Source organism: Lacinutrix sp. 5H-3-7-4 (assembly GCF_000211855.2).
Classification (GTDB): domain Bacteria; phylum Bacteroidota; class Bacteroidia; order Flavobacteriales; family Flavobacteriaceae; genus Lacinutrix.
Genome location: NC_015638.1, coordinates 2901915 through 2919354, shown reverse-complemented (window position 1 = coordinate 2919354; position 17440 = coordinate 2901915). Strand labels below are relative to the sequence as shown.

13 protein-coding genes are annotated in these 17440 nt (G+C 30.9%); 5 read left to right on the top strand and 8 right to left on the bottom strand.

The annotated features are described in order from the left end of the window. Window positions 1–44 precede the first annotated feature (44 nt). Complete coding sequence (locus tag LACAL_RS13120; protein WP_013871240.1) at window positions 45–704, bottom strand: ABC transporter ATP-binding protein; 660 nt, start codon at window positions 702–704, stop codon at window positions 45–47. A 52-nt stretch (window positions 705–756) separates the two neighbouring features. Continuing rightward, window positions 757–3276, bottom strand: coding sequence for a DUF5916 domain-containing protein (locus LACAL_RS13115; RefSeq protein ID WP_013871239.1), 2520 nt, complete (start codon window positions 3274–3276; stop codon window positions 757–759). A 179-nt stretch (window positions 3277–3455) separates the two neighbouring features. Here LACAL_RS13115 and msrA point away from each other — a divergent pair, with 179 nt between their 5' ends. Genes msrA through LACAL_RS13100 form a run of 3 tightly spaced genes read left to right on the top strand, consistent with a single transcriptional unit; the run spans window position 3456 to window position 4960 of the window. Next, window positions 3456–4004 carry a peptide-methionine (S)-S-oxide reductase MsrA gene (msrA, locus tag LACAL_RS13110; RefSeq protein WP_013871238.1) on the top strand — a complete coding sequence of 183 codons (549 nt, stop codon included), beginning with the start codon at window positions 3456–3458 and terminating at the stop codon, window positions 4002–4004. 1 nt (window position 4005) lies between these two features. Further along, window positions 4006–4602, top strand: coding sequence for a GTP cyclohydrolase I FolE (folE, locus tag LACAL_RS13105; protein ID WP_013871237.1), 597 nt, complete (start codon window positions 4006–4008; stop codon window positions 4600–4602). A 55-nt stretch (window positions 4603–4657) separates the two neighbouring features. Then, the gene (locus tag LACAL_RS13100; RefSeq protein WP_013871236.1) at window positions 4658–4960 is read left to right on the top strand and encodes a hypothetical protein; all 303 of its coding nucleotides are present in this window, start codon (window positions 4658–4660) and stop codon (window positions 4958–4960) included. 2 nt (window positions 4961–4962) lie between these two features. On the opposite strand, the gene thrC is transcribed toward LACAL_RS13100, so the two are convergent. The 3 genes from thrC to thrA are packed head-to-tail and all read right to left on the bottom strand — an operon-like array spanning window position 4963 to window position 9664. Further along, on the bottom strand, window positions 4963–6258 hold the full coding sequence (gene thrC, locus LACAL_RS13095; protein ID WP_013871235.1) for a threonine synthase: 1296 nt from the start codon (window positions 6256–6258) through the stop codon (window positions 4963–4965). A 32-nt stretch (window positions 6259–6290) separates the two neighbouring features. Then, window positions 6291–7211, bottom strand: coding sequence for a homoserine kinase (locus LACAL_RS13090; protein ID WP_013871234.1), 921 nt, complete (start codon window positions 7209–7211; stop codon window positions 6291–6293). A gap of 8 nt (window positions 7212–7219) precedes the next feature. Then, window positions 7220–9664 carry a bifunctional aspartate kinase/homoserine dehydrogenase I gene (gene thrA / locus LACAL_RS13085; protein ID WP_013871233.1) on the bottom strand — a complete coding sequence of 815 codons (2445 nt, stop codon included), beginning with the start codon at window positions 9662–9664 and terminating at the stop codon, window positions 7220–7222. A gap of 152 nt (window positions 9665–9816) precedes the next feature. Here thrA and LACAL_RS13080 point away from each other — a divergent pair, with 152 nt between their 5' ends. After that, a complete protein-coding gene (locus tag LACAL_RS13080) occupies window positions 9817–11379 on the top strand; it encodes a bifunctional ADP-dependent NAD(P)H-hydrate dehydratase/NAD(P)H-hydrate epimerase (protein WP_013871232.1) in 1563 nt (520 codons plus the stop codon). Between the two features lie 85 nt (window positions 11380–11464). Here LACAL_RS13080 and LACAL_RS13075 read toward each other — a convergent pair whose 3' ends face one another. After that, window positions 11465–12523, bottom strand: a complete 1059-nt coding sequence (locus tag LACAL_RS13075; protein ID WP_013871231.1) for a TlpA disulfide reductase family protein — start codon at window positions 12521–12523, stop codon at window positions 11465–11467. 131 nt (window positions 12524–12654) lie between these two features. Here LACAL_RS13075 and hutH point away from each other — a divergent pair, with 131 nt between their 5' ends. Next, the gene (hutH, locus tag LACAL_RS13070) at window positions 12655–14166 is read left to right on the top strand and encodes a histidine ammonia-lyase (RefSeq protein WP_013871230.1); all 1512 of its coding nucleotides are present in this window, start codon (window positions 12655–12657) and stop codon (window positions 14164–14166) included. Window positions 14167–14290: 124 nt separating this feature from the next. Here hutH and LACAL_RS13065 read toward each other — a convergent pair whose 3' ends face one another. Both LACAL_RS13065 and LACAL_RS13060 read right to left on the bottom strand, forming a co-directional pair. After that, window positions 14291–14701, bottom strand: a complete 411-nt coding sequence (locus LACAL_RS13065; protein WP_013871229.1) for a hypothetical protein — start codon at window positions 14699–14701, stop codon at window positions 14291–14293. Between the two features lie 69 nt (window positions 14702–14770). Then, window positions 14771–17329 (bottom strand): ATP-dependent Clp protease ATP-binding subunit, encoded by a 2559-nt coding sequence (locus LACAL_RS13060; protein ID WP_013871228.1) that lies wholly within the window; start codon window positions 17327–17329, stop codon window positions 14771–14773. Window positions 17330–17440 lie beyond the last annotated feature (111 nt).

Below are 17440 nucleotides of genomic sequence, written 5' to 3'. Positions count from 1 at the left end.
TAAGTTGCTAACGAAAATACAACTTTTATAAACTGTTTAAAAACTTAAACAATTTTACCATCTACCATGGTTAGTTTTCTATCGGCTAAATTTGCTAAGTCATTGTTATGCGTAACAATAACAAAGGTTTGCCCAAACTCATCTCTTAGTTTTAAAAATAAGTTATGTAAATTTTCTGCACTTTCGCTATCCAAGTTTCCAGAAGGTTCATCGGCAAAAATTAAAGCAGGATTATTAATTAAAGCTCTTGCTACGGCAACTCTTTGCTGCTCGCCACCAGATAATTCGTTAGGTTTATGGTCATACCTATGCGATAAGCCTAAAAAATCTAATAATTCTTTGGCGCGTTTTGTAGCTTCAGTTTTGGGTGTTTTTTTTATAAAAGCAGGAATACAAACGTTTTCTATTGCTGTAAATTCTGGTAATAGCTGGTGAAACTGAAATATAAATCCAATATTTTCATTTCTAAATTTTGCTAATTGTTTTTCAGAAAGTGAATTTATATTTTTATCATTTATAATTAATGATGAATTAGAGGTTTTGGAAACAGAATCTAAAGTGCCTAAAATATGCAATAAGGTTGTTTTTCCTGCGCCTGATGCACCTACAACTGAAACTATTTCGCCTTTTTTAATGTGAACATCAACACCTTTTAAAACGTGTAAATCATCATAATACTTTTGTATATTTTCCGCTTTAATCATACTTCAATTTTAAAAAAAATGAAAATAGTACTTTGTCTACTATTGCACAAGTTTATATGGTTTTAGATTTAGTTTTAAATAAATTTTTAATATTGTTATAATCTATAAAGTATACCATTTTTAAAGAAACAGTGTTTCCTTTTGGGTTATCAAATAATTCATCTATACTATTCCCAAAATTTTGTGAACCATTGGTATTAAAATTAGAAATACGATTTCTGTATTGTGCTGTTAAAAAGCTTCCTGGTGCAAATTGCCATTTGTATGTGAAGTTAACGTCCCAAGTACTAAAATTAATGTCTGGATCACTTAAATCATCTTTTGTATAATTGTCATCACGATTTAAACGGCCATTTTCTCCTAAAGCAAATAATTCATTCTCATACTGTACTGCACTCCAGTAATTTCTACAACTTAATGTTAAACCGTGAAACGGATTGAAATTATAGTTAGCAGACAAATTATTTTCTATAGTTAACTGGTCGCGTTGCCCGTAAATAATATCGTCACCAATAAAATCAATCCAGCCACGCTCTCTAAGTTCTTGATCCCATTGAAAACCATAAACGATAATAAATTTTTCATTTAATCTTACTCTTGGCTCAACTTCAAAAAACACACTTTGGTAAGATCTACCATCTTCAAATAGTGTTTCGTATCCTATATCTGCATCTAAAGCAAAGGTTTTGTTATAATCTGAAGACATCCAGATTGAAGTATTTAACCAGTCTTCACTTATAAAATAGCGACCAGAAACACGAGGTCCAAAATAATCAAATTGCTTTCCTGGTTGTACATTAAAGCTACCACCATAAGCCATTAAGCTTTTTTTACCAACAGCATAAACGCGACCACCAAAGTTTTTACCTGTATAAGTATTTGGGCTAAATAGTTGATTGTAATTAAACCAAAGCCCTAATTCAAAGTTATTGTGCTTTTCTGTAGGTTCAAAAATTCTATATGTTGCATCTAAGCCAAAATTATTGTAATTGTTTCTAAACTGTAATCCCATATCGTTAATATCGAATTTAGTATCTGCAAAAGAATAATTTGCACTGTAGCGGTATTGTCCGCTAGTTTTTCCAGCCCAAATGCTTCCGCTATATCCAGTTTCTAATTTGTCTAATAAACTTTCTTCTTCTACTACATTACTGCTTTGGTTAGGATAATTAATATTACTCATTTTAGCTTGAGCATTTAAACCAAAACTATTTGTTTTGTTAGATAAATCTGTAACTAAGGCTGTAACATTAGCATCTCTACTATTAGATCCATTTCTAACAACGTTTGTGTTAATTAAACTTACAGAAGAGTTTTTATTAAACTGTTGGTCTACAACTAAAATATTATAATTTGCTAAAGGTTCTACAACTTCATCTCTATATGAAATAACTTCTTCATTTATTTCTGTATTTGGATCGTCTTGTACATTAGTTGTTTTAACTCTAACCTCTGTTTTTTCTGTAATAGCATTAAAAAAACCAATTCCTAAACCACCTTTTGTTCTACCAGAAACTTTTACAGCATTTAAAAGATTTGTTTTTCTTGGGTATTCTTCATCTAAAACTTCATTTTCAGCAAGATTAGGGCTACCAATTGGAGCGCTACCAATTCGTCTTGAAAAGAATAAGTTTCCTTTTCTAAAAAGATCTAAACCTTCTGTAAAAAATTGTCTACGTTCAGAAAACGTTTGCTCAAAAGGCCCTAAATTTAATTGTACATTATCAAAACCTGCTTGGCTAAAATCTGGAATTAAAGTAGCATCTAAAGTGAAATTTTCTGTTATACCATATTTAATATCTAAGCCTACGTTGTAATCTTGGTTAGTTTCACCATCAAAATCGTCTATAACAGCAGATGCAAATGGATAAAGGTTTAATCTTGTTGGTGGCTGTAAGTTTTTTAACCCACGTAATTCACCATTATATAAACCAATAGCCGCACCACTTTTAATATCAAAAGGGTTCCAAGTTGCTTGTTCTCTTGTTTTTCTATATAATCTATGAAATTGTATTCCCCAAATAGGGTTTTCTTGTTGCGTAAAACGTAAAGCACGGTAAGGAATTTTCATTTCTACAATCCAACCATCACTCATTGTTTTAGTGGCACTTTCCCATACGGCATTCCACCCAAAATCTTCGCCACCAGTATTTTCTACAGCATCGGCCTGTGTACCAGAGCTAAATACAAAAAATTCGGTGTTGTTTTGCGCATCGTTATTTGGGTTAAAAACAGCAGCAAAAAAATCTGACTGTCCAAAATTATCGCGCTGTGTAAATTGCCTTAACATATCTTCCGGATTATCATATAAATATGCAGCGATATATATACCAGAATCATCATAAGTCATTTTAACTTCGGTACGTTTATTTTTTGGCATTGTTTTACCAGCAGTTGGTCTAAATTGTACAAAATCTGTAGCAATTTGAGCATTAACCCAAATGGCATCATCTAAAACACCATCAATTTTTGGTGCAATGTTTGTACGGTTAACAATGTACTTTTTTTTATGCTGCGAAAAAGAATGTATTGATAATAATAAAGTAAGCAATAGTAATAAATAACGTCTCATTATGAAGTGGTATTTTTTTTTGATTGGTGTTTTAAAGACTATATTTTTTTTATAGTGTTACAGTTAGTTAAACAAAACTAGTTTTAGAATGGCTTTTTTTTCATAATTAAAAGTTAAAACTAAAATTCTTTTAATACTAATACTGCTTAATTCAATAGATTTCTAATTAAATTTATATTATGGAAGAAAAACAATTAAAAATAGCGACTTTGGCTGGAGGATGTTTTTGGTGTACAGAAGCTGTGTTTAATAGGGTAGAAGGTGTAAACAAAGTGATTTCGGGTTATACAGGAGGTAATATTAAAAATCCAGCATACAGAGAAATTTGTACAGGAAGAACTGGTCATGCTGAAGGTATTCAGGTTTTTTTTGATGACACAAAAGTAAGTTTTGTTGAACTTTTAGAAATATTTTTTGCGACTCATGATCCTACTACATTAAATCGTCAAGGTCACGATATAGGAACACAATACAGATCTGCAATTTTTTATAACACTGAAAAACAAAAAAATGAAGCTGAAGCTTTTATAACTTTTTTAAATAATGAAAATATTTTTAATGCACCAATAGTAACAGAAGTTACAGCTTTAGGTGCTTTTTATAATGCAGATGAAGATCACCAAGAATTTTACGAACGTAATACTGAAGCCTCTTACTGCCAATATGTAATAGACCCAAAACTTAAAAAATTAAGTACTTATTATAGCGATAAATTAAAAACGAACTAGAATGCCATATAAAAAATTTGAAGAATACAATATTAAGGTTACAGACGATGTAAAAGATCGTTATAAAAAAATTATTGAAGATTTAGGTGAAGACACAAGTAGAGAAGGTTTAGTTAAAACGCCAGAACGTGCAGCAAAAGCCATGCAGTTTTTAACTCAAGGTTATAATCAAAACGCAGCAGAAATTTTAAAAGGCGCAATGTTTAAAGAAGACTATAACGATATGGTTGTTGTAAAAGATATTGAGTTTTATTCTTTATGCGAACACCATATTTTACCCTTTTTTGGTAAAGCGCACATTGCATATATTCCAAACGGTCACATTGTAGGTTTAAGTAAATTACCAAGAATAGTAGATGTTTTTGCAAGGCGATTACAAGTACAAGAGCGCTTAACGCATGAAATTTTAAATTGTATTGATGATACTTTAAAACCAGAAGGTGTGGCAGTTGTTTTAGAAGCTAGCCATATGTGTATGCAAATGCGAGGTGTACAAAAACAAAGTTCTGTCACTACCACGTCTGGATTTAGAGGTGCTTTTAAAAATATAGAAACGCGTACCGAATTTTTAAAACTTATTAGTGAGACCTTGTCTTAAATATTAATTTGGAACACTATTTGCTATGTGTTGAGTATTAACACAATACAACATAATGAATTTAGAAAACACAAGCAAATACAAAAAACTAGCCTTAGGTATATTATTTGATGCCGTAGGTTATGTAAGTTTTGTAGTTCCTTTTTTAGGAGAATTTATAGACTTATTTTGGGCACCAGCATCATCTTGGCTTATGACTAAGATGTACAAAGGTAGAAAAGGTAAAGTTGCCGCAGCAGTTAGTTTTGTTGAAGAAATTTTACCAGGATTAGATATAATTCCAACATTTACTATCATGTGGTTTTATACTTACTTAATAAGTACTAAAAAAGAAGAAACTATTATAGAAGTAGAATAACTTTACTTATTTAAAAGAAACTGTTTCAACTCATTATAAGTACTTATTTGGGTTGAAACTTTTTCTTTATCTATAACCGCTTGAATTTGCTTTGGTAATAGTTGTTTTTCTTTAATAACTTCTTCTACAACATCTAAAAACTTAGTTGGGTGTGCTGTTTCTAAAAACACACAATGGCTATTTTTATTATCTTTTAAATATGCTTTACAGCCCAAATATCCAACAGCGCCATGTGGATCTGCTACATAATTATAGTTATCAAAAATTTCTTTTAAAGCCTTTTTAGTTTCAATATCATTAAAACTATATGAGGATAAGTTTGTTTTTAAACTATCGAAATTATTTTTATAAATTTCTTTAATTCTTATAAAATTACTTGGATTACCAACATCCATTGCATTACTAATAGTTTGTACAGATGGTTTTGGTTTGTACTCCTTTGTATGTAAGTAATTAGTAACAACATTGTTTTCATTATTAGAAGCTATAAAATGTTTAATTGGTAGCCCTAATTGCTGTGCCATCATACCAGCGCAAACATTTCCAAAATTACCGCTAGGTACCGAGAATACAATGTTTTCATGTTTTTTATGTAATTGTTTGTATGCAAACATAAAATAGAAAAGTTGTGGTAACCAACGCGCAACATTAATTGAATTTGCAGAGGTTAATTGCATTTTACTTGTTAAATCTTCGTCTAAAAATGCACGCTTAACCATATCTTGGCAATCATCAAAAACACCATCAACTTCTAAAGCTGTAATATTGTTTCCTAACGTTGTTAATTGTTTTTCTTGTATATCACTTACTTTTCCGCTAGGATATAATATAACAACATTTACTCCCTTTACACCCAAAAACCCGTTTGCCACTGCGCCTCCAGTATCTCCAGAAGTAGCTACTAATACTGTGACTTCGTTACTGTTTTCTTTATTAAAATAGCCTAAGCATCTTGCCATAAATCTAGCTCCAACATCTTTAAAAGCCATTGTTGGTCCATGAAATAACTCTAATGTAGAAATATGCTCACTTAAATTTACAATAGGAAAATTAAAAGATAGCGTTTCTTCTATAATTGTTTTTAAAACCTGCTCAGGAATATCTGGTGTTACAAATTGTTTTATAGCTTGAAAAGCAATCTCGGTATTACTTAGATTTTGAATGTTATCGAAAAAAGATTTTGGTAAAGGTGTTATGTTTTCAGGAAAGTACAATCCTTTATCTGGTGCTAAACCTTTAACAACAGCATTTTTAAAACTTGTATTTTCAGCTTTATGGTTTAGTGAGTAATATTTCATAATAATGTTCCGTTACCGGAAATGCTTTATTTTTATATAATTTTCATGCCTTGTTTATTAATTTTTGAAACATATATTTCAAAATTAATAGTTGTATTAGAATAGACTTTTTTCATAGCTTTTGCTACTTTATTAGCTGTTTCTTCTCCTTTAGATAAAGCGAATATAGATGGCCCAGAACCAGAAATACCTACGCCTAACGCACCAGCAATAATGCTTTGTGTTTTTATAGAATTAAAGTTAGGTATTAATTGGCTTCTATAAGGTTCTACAACTACATCTTGAAGCGCATCACTTAATAAATTATAATTATTTGTATGCAATGCATGTACTAAACTTCCAACGTTTGCCCATTGTGTAATGGCATTTTGAAGTGGAATTTCTTTAGGTAAAATGGCTCTTGCTTGAGATGTTTTAATTTCTATTTGTGGATGAATAATTGTTACGTATAAATCTTCTGGAGTTGGTAATTGCAATATATTTAAAGGAGATATAGATTTTACTAATGTAAAGCCACCAAATAGAGCAGGAGCAATATTATCTGCATGTTCGCAACCACTTGCTAGTGCTTCACCTTTCATTGCAAAATTTGTTATTTCTGTTGTGTTAAAAGGTTTGTTTAACAACTCATTAATTGCCCAAACGCTTCCTGCAGCACTTGCAGAGCTACTACCAACACCACTTCCAGGTTTAATTTTTTTATAAATTTCTATCTCAAAACCGCAATCTGGTTTTAATGCTTCAATTAAGGCTAAAGCAGAAACTCCAGCAACATTTTCTTCGGTTTTAAAAGGTAAATTATAACCTTCAATTTTGGTTATTTTTATGCCTTTTTTTAAGGTTTTTTTAATAACCATTTCATCTCCAATAGTATCTAAGCAAAAGCCTAATACATCGAAACCACAAGAAACATTTGCAACCGTTGCCGGCGAAAAGATTTTTATTTGATTCATTTGCAATTTTAATTATTTCCTATTCTTATAATATCTGCAAATAAACCAGATGCAGTTACATCTGCACCAGCACCAGCACCTTTAACTATTAGTGGCTGTTCTGGATAGCGTTGTGTGTAAAACATTACAATATTATCTTTACCTTCTAAATTTGAAAATGGATGATTGTTAGGTATTTCTTGAAGGCCAACTTTAGCTTTACCGTTTTTAAATTCTGCTACATATTTAAGTTGACAATCTTTTGCTTTTGCATTGGCGTATAATGCTTGAAAATGAGCTTCGTCTTTTTTAAGTGTTTTGTAAAAATCATCTACAGATCCGCTTTCTAAATTTGCTTTTGTTAAAAACGATTCGTTTTCAATAGCATCAATATCCATTGTGCCTCCATTTTCTCTGGCTAAAATCAACATCTTTCTTGCTACATCAATACCGCTTAAATCAATTCTTGGGTCTGGTTCTGTATAGCCTTCAAATTGTGCACGTTTTACAGTGTCATGAAAATTAGTATGATCATTAAAATTATTGAATATAAAATTTAAACTACCGCTTAAAACTGCTTGTATACTGGTAACTTTGTCGCCAGAAGCCACAAGGTTATTTAATGTGTTTATTATTGGTAAACCTGCACCAACGTTAGTTTCGTATAAAAAAGGCGTATTGTATTTTAAAGATAAATCTTTTAAATGTTTGTAGTTTTTATAATCGCTAGAACATGCTATTTTACTACAAGCAACAACAGCAATACTATTTTTTAAATAGCCTGCGTACATTTTAGAAACAGCTTCGTTTGCAGTAACATCTACAAAGATACTATTGCGTAAATTTAGCTGAGTTGCTTTCTCAAAAAAGCCTTCAAGAGTAGATTTGTCTGCATGATGAAATTGTGCTGCCCAGTTTTTTAGGTCAATACCTTTAGCATTAAATACCATTTTTCTAGAATTTGCAAGACCAATAATTCTTACATCTAGTTTTAAATTTTTCTTTAAAAATTCGTGCTGTTGCTCGATTTGGTCTATTAGTTTTTCTCCAACATTACCAATTCCTGTAATAAAAACATTGAGTTGCTTATTATTGTCTTCAAAAAAGCGTTCATGTATTGTATTTAAAGCTTTTTCAACATCTTTTTCTGCAATAACAGCAGATATATTTCTTTCTGATGCGCCTTGAGCAATAGCTCGAATATTAATGTTGTTTTTTCCTAATGTGCTAAACATTTTACCACTAATACTTTGATGGTTTTTCATACTATCTCCAATTAAAGCTATTATAGATAGGTTAAGCTCAACGATTATAGGATCTATTTTATGAATTGAAATTTCATGCTCGAATACAGTGTTTATAGCCGTTTCTGCAGCACTAGCATCACTTTGTAAAATACCAAAGCATATAGAATGCTCTGATGATGCTTGTGTAATTAAAATAATATTAATTTTTTCTTGTGCTAAAACTTCGAATAAACGTTTAGAAAAACCAGGAACACCAACCATACCATTACCTTGTAAGGTTAATAACGCAATATCATTAATATTAGTTATACCAGTTGCAATGTTAGTTTTATTATTATTTTCATTAGAAATTATTGTGCCTGCAGCTTCAGGTTTTAAAGTGTTTTTTATATGTATAGGAATATTTAAATCTAAAACAGGTTGCACTGTTGGCGGATATAAAACTTTAGCGCCAAAATGTGATAATTCCATAGCCTCTTGGTAACTTATACGTTCTATAGGAAATGCATGCTTAACTAATTTAGGGTTTGCAGTATACATACCACTAACATCTGTCCAGATTTCTAACTGTGTTACATTTAAAGCTGCAGCAATAATGGCCGCTGTATAATCACTACCGCCACGGCCTAAAGTTGTTATTTCTCCTTTACTAGATTTAGAAATAAAACCAGGAACTATGGTTATGCTATAATCACTTTCATTAAAATAATCTCTAATTTTTAAATTTGTTGTTTCAAAATCGACTTCAGCTTTTGTGAAATTAGAGTTTGTAACAATTAAATCTTGAGTGTTTTTTCTTTTTGCATTAACGCCTTTATACTTTAAAGCTTCGGTAATTATAAAAGAAGAAAGTAATTCTCCAAAACTTAGTAATTTATCTGATGTTTGTGGAGATAATTCATTAATTAAATAAATGCCATCTAGCAGTTCTTTTAATTGCTTTAATTTATCTTCAATGGTCTTAGAAATAGTTTTGTTTTTACTTGGTACTAAATCTAATAACAACTTTAAATGTATGGATTTAATTGTTTTGTATTCAGATAGATAATCTTCATCTTTTTTTTGTGCTAAGCGTCCAGCTTTTAGTAGTTTGTCTGTAATACCTCCAACAGCAGAAACAACACAAATAACTTTATCTTTTGTCGCGTAATTTTCTAGAATTGTAATAACCCTATTTATATTTTTTGAAGAACCAACAGATGTTCCACCAAATTTAAGTACTTGCATTTGTGTTGAGTTAAATATTTATAAATGATACTGAAATGTATTACTTTTACCTGAATAAGAAAACTAATCATTCATTTTTATACTATTCTAAATTTAAAGCAAATTCATTACAAAATTATAGATAAAAGTGTCTCTAAGTTAAAAAATATTAAATGAAAATTTTCTCAAAAGAACAAATTTACGCTGGCGATAAGCAAACTCAAGAACGACAAAAAATTTCTTCAACCGATTTAATGGAGCGCGCAGGAATACAAATTTTTAATTGGTTACACATGCGTATGCAAGGCGCGCAAGTACCAATACATGTATTTTGTGGCATAGGTAATAATGGTGGTGATGGTTTGGTAGTAGCAAGGCATTTAATAACTCATGGTTATAATGTTAAAGTGTACATAGTTAATTGTAGTGATAAACGTTCTAAAGATTTTTTAATTAATTACGACCGTATTAAAAACACAACCAAAGACTGGCCAACACTATTAAGTTGTGCAGAAGATTTTAGCGAAATGCAAATTGATACCAAAGATATTATAGTAGATGCTGTATTTGGTATTGGAATTAATAGACCAGTTGATGCTTGGGTAAAAGCACTTTTTCAATTTTTTAGAAGCACGAAAGCTTTTACTTTGTCTATAGATTTACCTTCGGGTTTACATACAGATAAAGCTGTAGATGACCAAGAAGCTGTTGTTGCAGCTGGCTATACATTAAGTTTTCAAACACCAAAATTAGTATTCTTTTTGCCTGAAACAGCAAAATATACACAGCAATGGGAGGTTTTAGATATTGGTATAGATCCTGAATATTTATATAGCACAGTAACTGAAGCAGATTTAATAGGGAAAAATGAAATTCTTCCTATGTATCAACCTCGAGAAAAATATAGTCATAAAGGTACATTTGGTCACAGTTTAATTATTGGCGGTAGTTATGGTAAAATAGGAGCAGTAAATTTAGCAAGTCGTGCAGTTTTAACAGCAGGAGCTGGAAAAGTTACAGCTTATGTACCAAAATGTGGTTACATACCTTTACAAACCGCTTTACCTGAAGCCATGGTTTTAACAGATGCAGACGAAGAAAAAATAACAGGTATAAATTTAGAAATTGAACCCACTGTAATTGGTGTAGGTGTTGGTTTAGGAACGCACGATAAAACTATTCTAGCTTTTGAAAACTTTTTAAAAGCAAACAAAAAACCACTTGTAATTGATGCAGATGGGCTAAACATTTTGTCTAAAAAGAAAGGCTTACTACAACTACTTCCAGAACTAACTGTTTTAACACCACATCCAAAAGAATTAGAACGTTTAATAGGTAAGTGGAATGATGATTTTGATAAACTTAAAAAAACAAAAGCTTTTGCTACTAAGTATAAAGTAATAGTAGTAATTAAAGGTTCTAATACAATTACAGTATTTAATAATAAGTACTTTGTAAACGCAACTGGAAATCCAGGATTAGCTACAGCAGGAACAGGAGATGTTTTAACAGGAGTAATTACTGGTTTAATTTCGCAAGGTTATGATGCTTTACAAGCTACATTGTTTGGGGTATACCTACACGGTAAAAGTGCTGATGTTTTACTAGAGCAATTTGGTTACCAAAGTTTAATAGCAAGTGATGTTATTTCTGGAATATCTAAAGCATATTTAGATTTGTTTAAACAACCAGAACAACCACAAGTAGAAGAAGCAGACTCAAAAAACAAGAAGTAATTAATTATATTGAAATAAAAAAAACACCGAATGTTATATTCGGTGTTTTTTTATAAAAGATATTTTATTTTTTAAAAAAAAAAAATTAGATGTTTTCTAAATTATTTAAAACCTCTCTAAGTTTAGGGCTTGAAGGTCTTGGTGCATCTGCATTTACAATATTTCCTGCTGGATCAATTAAAATAAAACGAGGGATACCGTTAATTTTAAACTCTTGAACAAAGTCTGATTTCCATCCATTGTCAGAAATAACTTGAATACCACCTAATTCTTTTTCGGCAATCATTTTTTTCCAACCTTCATAGGCTAATTCTGCTCTTTCCTCTTTTGTATCACCTTTAAATCCTCGACCATCGTCTACAGATAAACTTACAAATTGAATATTATTATCGTGAAAATCTTTTTCAAGTTTCTTTAAATCTGGAATCTCTCTAATACAAGGTCCACACCACGTTGCCCAAACATCTATATAAACATATTTTCCTTTTAAATCTATTAAAGCTGTTTTTCCACCTTTTACATTTTCAAAATTAAAATTTGGTGCTGGCTTACCAATATAAGATGCAAACTGAGCTGTTCTAGCTTGTTGCTGTTTATATGCGCCAGTAATACCTGGTTTAAATTGGCTAATTTGCATTTTTTCATTAGCCATTAAAGTAGAGTCTAAAGCTGTTGCATTTTTTTCTAAAAAAGCGTTCATTTCATTTTCAAGCTCTACAATTTTAGCATTAAAATCTGCTTCTTCAAGATCAAAAATACTAGGTTCAATTAGGTTTTCTTGCATTAATGCTTTTTCAACTAAATAATTGTTAGCCTCTGCACCTTCGCCAGAAAATTTAATACTTTCATCAAACTCCTTAGTGTCTAAAGTTAAGTTTAAATCGTAACCGTTTTTAAGATATACACTTGTAGACTCGTTACCATCGTAAACGCCATACATTCCAGGAGCTACTTTTAAAGTATCTGTAAATGTACCATCTTCATTTACTTTAATAGTTTTTGTGAATGCTCTTCCTTGGTAAACAAATAAAGAATCACTGCTTTGATTTTCAATTTTACCAGAAAGCGTTACATAGTCTTTTGGCGCTTCTTCTTTACAAGCTACAATTGCAAGAATGGATAAACATATTAATAGTTTTTTCATTTTTTTAATTTATTTTGATTTATTCAAAAATAATAGATTCAATTAACAATGTCATTAAATTCATAAATTATTAACATTACTTGCATAATACGCTTGGTTTTTTCATTTTTGATAGAAATTTACACCAATTAATGAGCAATATTCATTTTATATCGAACCAAGTTTTAGAGTTAACAACTATTAATGAGATTATTACCCAAGGAAAAACCTTGAAATTGTCTCCAGAATCTAAAACTCGCATTCAAAATTGTAGGTCTTATTTAGACAATAAGCTTAAAGAAGAAGAAAAACCTATTTACGGAATTAATACTGGTTTTGGTTCGCTTTATAATGTAAAAATATCTAAAGATAATTTAACTAAGCTTCAGGAAAATTTAGTAATGTCTCATGCTTGTGGTACAGGTGAAGAAGTACCGCAGGAGATTGTGAAATTAATGTTGCTATTAAAAATACAGTCGCTTAATTATGGACACTCTGGAAGCCAATTAGCAACAGTAGAGCGTTTAATAGCTTTTTTTAATCATGACATTTTACCAGTAATTTATACACAAGGATCTCTTGGTGCATCTGGTGATTTAGCGCCTTTAGCACATTTGTCTCTACCTTTAATAGGTAAAGGAAAAGTTAATTATAAAGGAAACATTGTAACTGGAGAAGATTTGCTTAAAGAGTTTAACTGGGAACCAATACAGCTACAATCTAAAGAAGGTTTAGCGTTATTAAATGGTACACAGTTTATGAGTGCTTATGGCGTTTATTTATTATTAAAAAGCTATAAATTGTCTTATTTGGCAGATTTAATAGGTAGTGTTTCTATTGATGCTTTTGATGGTAGAATAGAACCTTTTAATGAATTAATACATTTAGTAAGACCACATAATGGACAGTTAAAAACGGCTGAAAGAATTAGAACCTTTTTAAATGGGAGTGAAGTAATTGTTCAAGAAAAACAACATGTTCAAGATCCTTATTCTTTTAGATGTATACCGCAAGTTCATGGAGCAACAAAAGATACTTTAGCATTTGTACTTAAAACTTTTAAAACTGAAATAAATGCGGTAACCGATAACCCAAATATTTTTTCTGAGGAAGATGAAATAATTTCTGGCGGAAATTTCCACGGTCAACCATTAGCTTTAGCATTAGATTATTTAAAGATTGCTATGGCAGAATTAGGAAATATATCTGAACGTCGTGTGTTTCAACTCGTATCTGGTTTACGAGGTTTGCCAGCATTTTTAGTAAATAATCCAGGTTTAAATTCTGGATTTATGATACCACAATATACTGCTGCAAGTATTGTAAGTGCTAATAAGCAATTAGCTTCTCCAGCTTCTGTAGATTCTATTGTATCTAGTAATGGGCAAGAAGATCATGTTAGTATGGGCGCAAATGCAGCAACGCAAGCTTTTACTTTAGTAAATAATGTAGAACGTATTTTGGCAATAGAATTAATGAATGCTTCTCAAGCGTTAGCGTTTAGAAGTCCTTTAAAATCTAGCGATTTTATTGAGGCGTTTTTACAAGCTTATAGAACCGAAGTTCCTTTTATAGAAGAAGACGAAGTATTACATGATGATATTGCTGCTTCAATACATTTTATTCAAAATTTAATAATTGATGAAAACGATTTGTTTTCTTAAAATGTGCTAAATATTTAAAGAAATATTTTAAAACGTTTAGGTTTAAAAATTAGTAATGCTTCGTATAGAGATTTGCTTTAAATCTATTGACAAAGGATTTATTAGGTGAAGTTTGTAACTATGTTTAAATGGCTTTATTACTAATATGCTCTTTAATTAGTGTATCTGTCCATACAATAGCTTCATCAATTGTGTTGAAGGTTTCAAAAGGTTTTTTAAAAAACATTTTCTCGAATTTGGCATTTTTTAGTGCCATTGCATTTTTTGAAACTACTGCAAAGCCAGCTAAATTACTTATGCCAAGCATATCTGGATATATTTCTGGATTTACAGCATAAGAGTTTACACGGTTAGAGATATAGACAAAAGGTTTGTCTTTAAAAAAATCTAAAGCATAACTGCTTATTAGGTTACTTTTTTCAATAGTAACTAATTCACCTTCTTTAAATATGCCTATAAAATAATTATTATAAAAGCTAAGTGTAACAAAAGGTAATGCTATATTTTTATTTGGGGAATTTGTAGGGAGATTCATTTTAAAAAATAATCCTGCAAAACTATTAAAATTTTTGCAGGATTATACAATGTTAATTAGAAAATATTTTTAAGATTCTGTGGATTTTTGTGCTTTTTCGATTGTTATTTTAATCTCATCGGTTTTATCGTCTAAATCCATTTTTATAATGTCTCCATCTGTAATAGAGGAAGTTATAATTTCTTCAGCTAAAGCATCTTCTACATATTTTTGTATGGCTCTTTTTAATGGTCTTGCTCCATATTGTTTATCAAAACCCTTATCTGCTATGTAATTTTTTGCAGTATCGGTTAATTGTAACGTGTAACCTAAACCTTTAATACGTATTAATAATTTATCTAATTCTATATCTATAATTTTATTTATATCTTCTTTTTCTAATGCGTTGAAAACTACAACGTCGTCAATTCTATTTAAAAATTCTGGTGCAAAAGATTTTTTTAATGCGTTTTGTATAACAGCACGTGCGTTAGCATCTTCTTGAGATTTTTGTGATGCTGTACCAAAACCAATTCCTGTACCAAAATCTTTTAATTTACGCGCTCCAATATTAGAAGTCATAATAATTATGGTGTTTCTAAAGTCAATTTTACGCCCTAAAGAATCTGTTAAATAACCATCATCTAAAACTTGTAATAACATATTAAAAACATCTGGATGTGCTTTTTCTATTTCATCAAGTAACACAACTGCATAGGGTTTACGTCTTACTTTTTCGGTTAATTGCCCGCCTTCTTCGTATCCTACGTATCCTGGAGGCGCTCCAACTAATCTAGAAATAGCAAATTTTTCCATGTATTCACTCATGTCTATTCTAATAAGTGACTCTTCGCTATCAAAAAGTTCACGAGAAAGCACTTTTGCTAACTGTGTTTTACCAACTCCTGTTTGACCTAAAAATATAAATGAACCAATTGGTTTGTTGGGGTCTTTAAGCCCGGCACGATTACGTTGTATTGCTTTTACTACTTTTGCAACTGCATCGTCTTGACCTATTACTTTTCCTTTTATAAGTTCTGGTAATTCTGCTAATTTATTGCTTTCGGTTTGTGCTATACGGTTTACTGGTACGCCAGTCATCATAGAAATTACATCTGCTACGTTGTCTTCGGTAACTGTAACTTTATGAAGCTTAGTATCTTCTTCCCATTTTTCTTGAGCAATAGCTAATTCTTTTTCAATACGTTTTTCGTCATCACGTAAACGTGCTGCTTCTTCGTATTTTTGTTTTTTTACTACTGAATTTTTTGTTGCTTTAACTTCTTCAAGCTTTTTTTCTAATTCAATAATTTGTTTTGGTACATCTATGTTTGTGATGTGAACTCTTGAGCCAGCTTCATCTAACGCATCAATAGCTTTGTCTGGTAAAAAACGTTCTGTCATGTACCTATTTGTTAATTTTACACAAGCTTCTATTGCAGCATCTGTGTAATCAACATTGTGGTGTTCTTCGTATTTACCTTTAATGTTATTTAAAATCTCGATTGTTTCTTCTACAGTAGTTGGTTCTACAATTACTTTTTGAAAACGACGTTCTAGTGCGCCATCCTTTTCAATATATTGTCTGTACTCATCTAAAGTTGTAGCGCCAATGCATTGTATTTCGCCTCTTGCTAATGCAGGTTTAAACATGTTTGATGCATCTAAACTTCCTGTTGCTCCACCAGCACCAACTATGGTGTGAATTTCGTCTATAAACAAAATGACATCATCATTTTTTTCAAGCTCGTTCATAACGGCTTTCATACGTTCTTCAAATTGACCACGGTATTTTGTTCCAGCGACTAAGCTTGCTAAGTCTAAAGTCACTACACGTTTATTAAATAATATACGAGAAACTTTACGTTTAACTATTCTGTTTGCTAAGCCTTCAGCAATTGCACTTTTACCAACACCAGGTTCACCAATAAGTAATGGGTTGTTTTTCTTTCTACGTGATAAAATTTGAGATACACGCTCAATTTCTTTTTCTCTACCTACCACAGGATCAAGTTTTCCTTCTTCGGCCATTGCTGTTAAATCACGTCCAAAATTATCTAAAACAGGAGTTTTAGATTTTTTGTTTCCTTTTCCACTAGGTGTGTTAAATATGTCTTTAGATTCATTGCCGTCACTACCTTGGGCATCATCTTGAAAAGATTCGGCTTTAGGTTCTCCGGAATTATCTGTAAAGTTATCGTCACTTGTTATCATAGACTTGAATTGTTCTTTTACGTTATCATAATCCACTTTTAACTTGTTTAAAAGTTTTGTAGTAGGATCGTTTTCATTTCTTAAAATACAAAGCAGTAAATGTGCTGTGTTTATAGAAGTGCTTTGAAAAAGTTTTGCTTCTAAAAATGTTGTTTTTAAAGCACGTTCTGCTTGCCTTGTTAGGTGTAAGTTCTTTTTTTCGTTAGAGGTAATAGTAACGTTCGGGTTAGCGGGACTTAATATTTCTACTTTTCGCCTTAAATGGTTTAAATCTATATCTAAAGCATTTAGAATATTAATAGCTTTACCGTTTCCGTCTCTTAATAAACCAAGCATAAGGTGTTCGGTTCCAATAAAATCGTGACCTAAACGAAGAGCTTCTTCTTTACTGTAAGCAATTACATCTTTTACTCTTGGTGAAAAATTATCATCCATATAGTTGTTCCTTTCGTCATTAAATTTAATAAATCATAGTATAAATGGCAAAAACTATACCTTAAATAATATGACATCTTAATTATTAAGTTAAAATTATAATAAAATAAA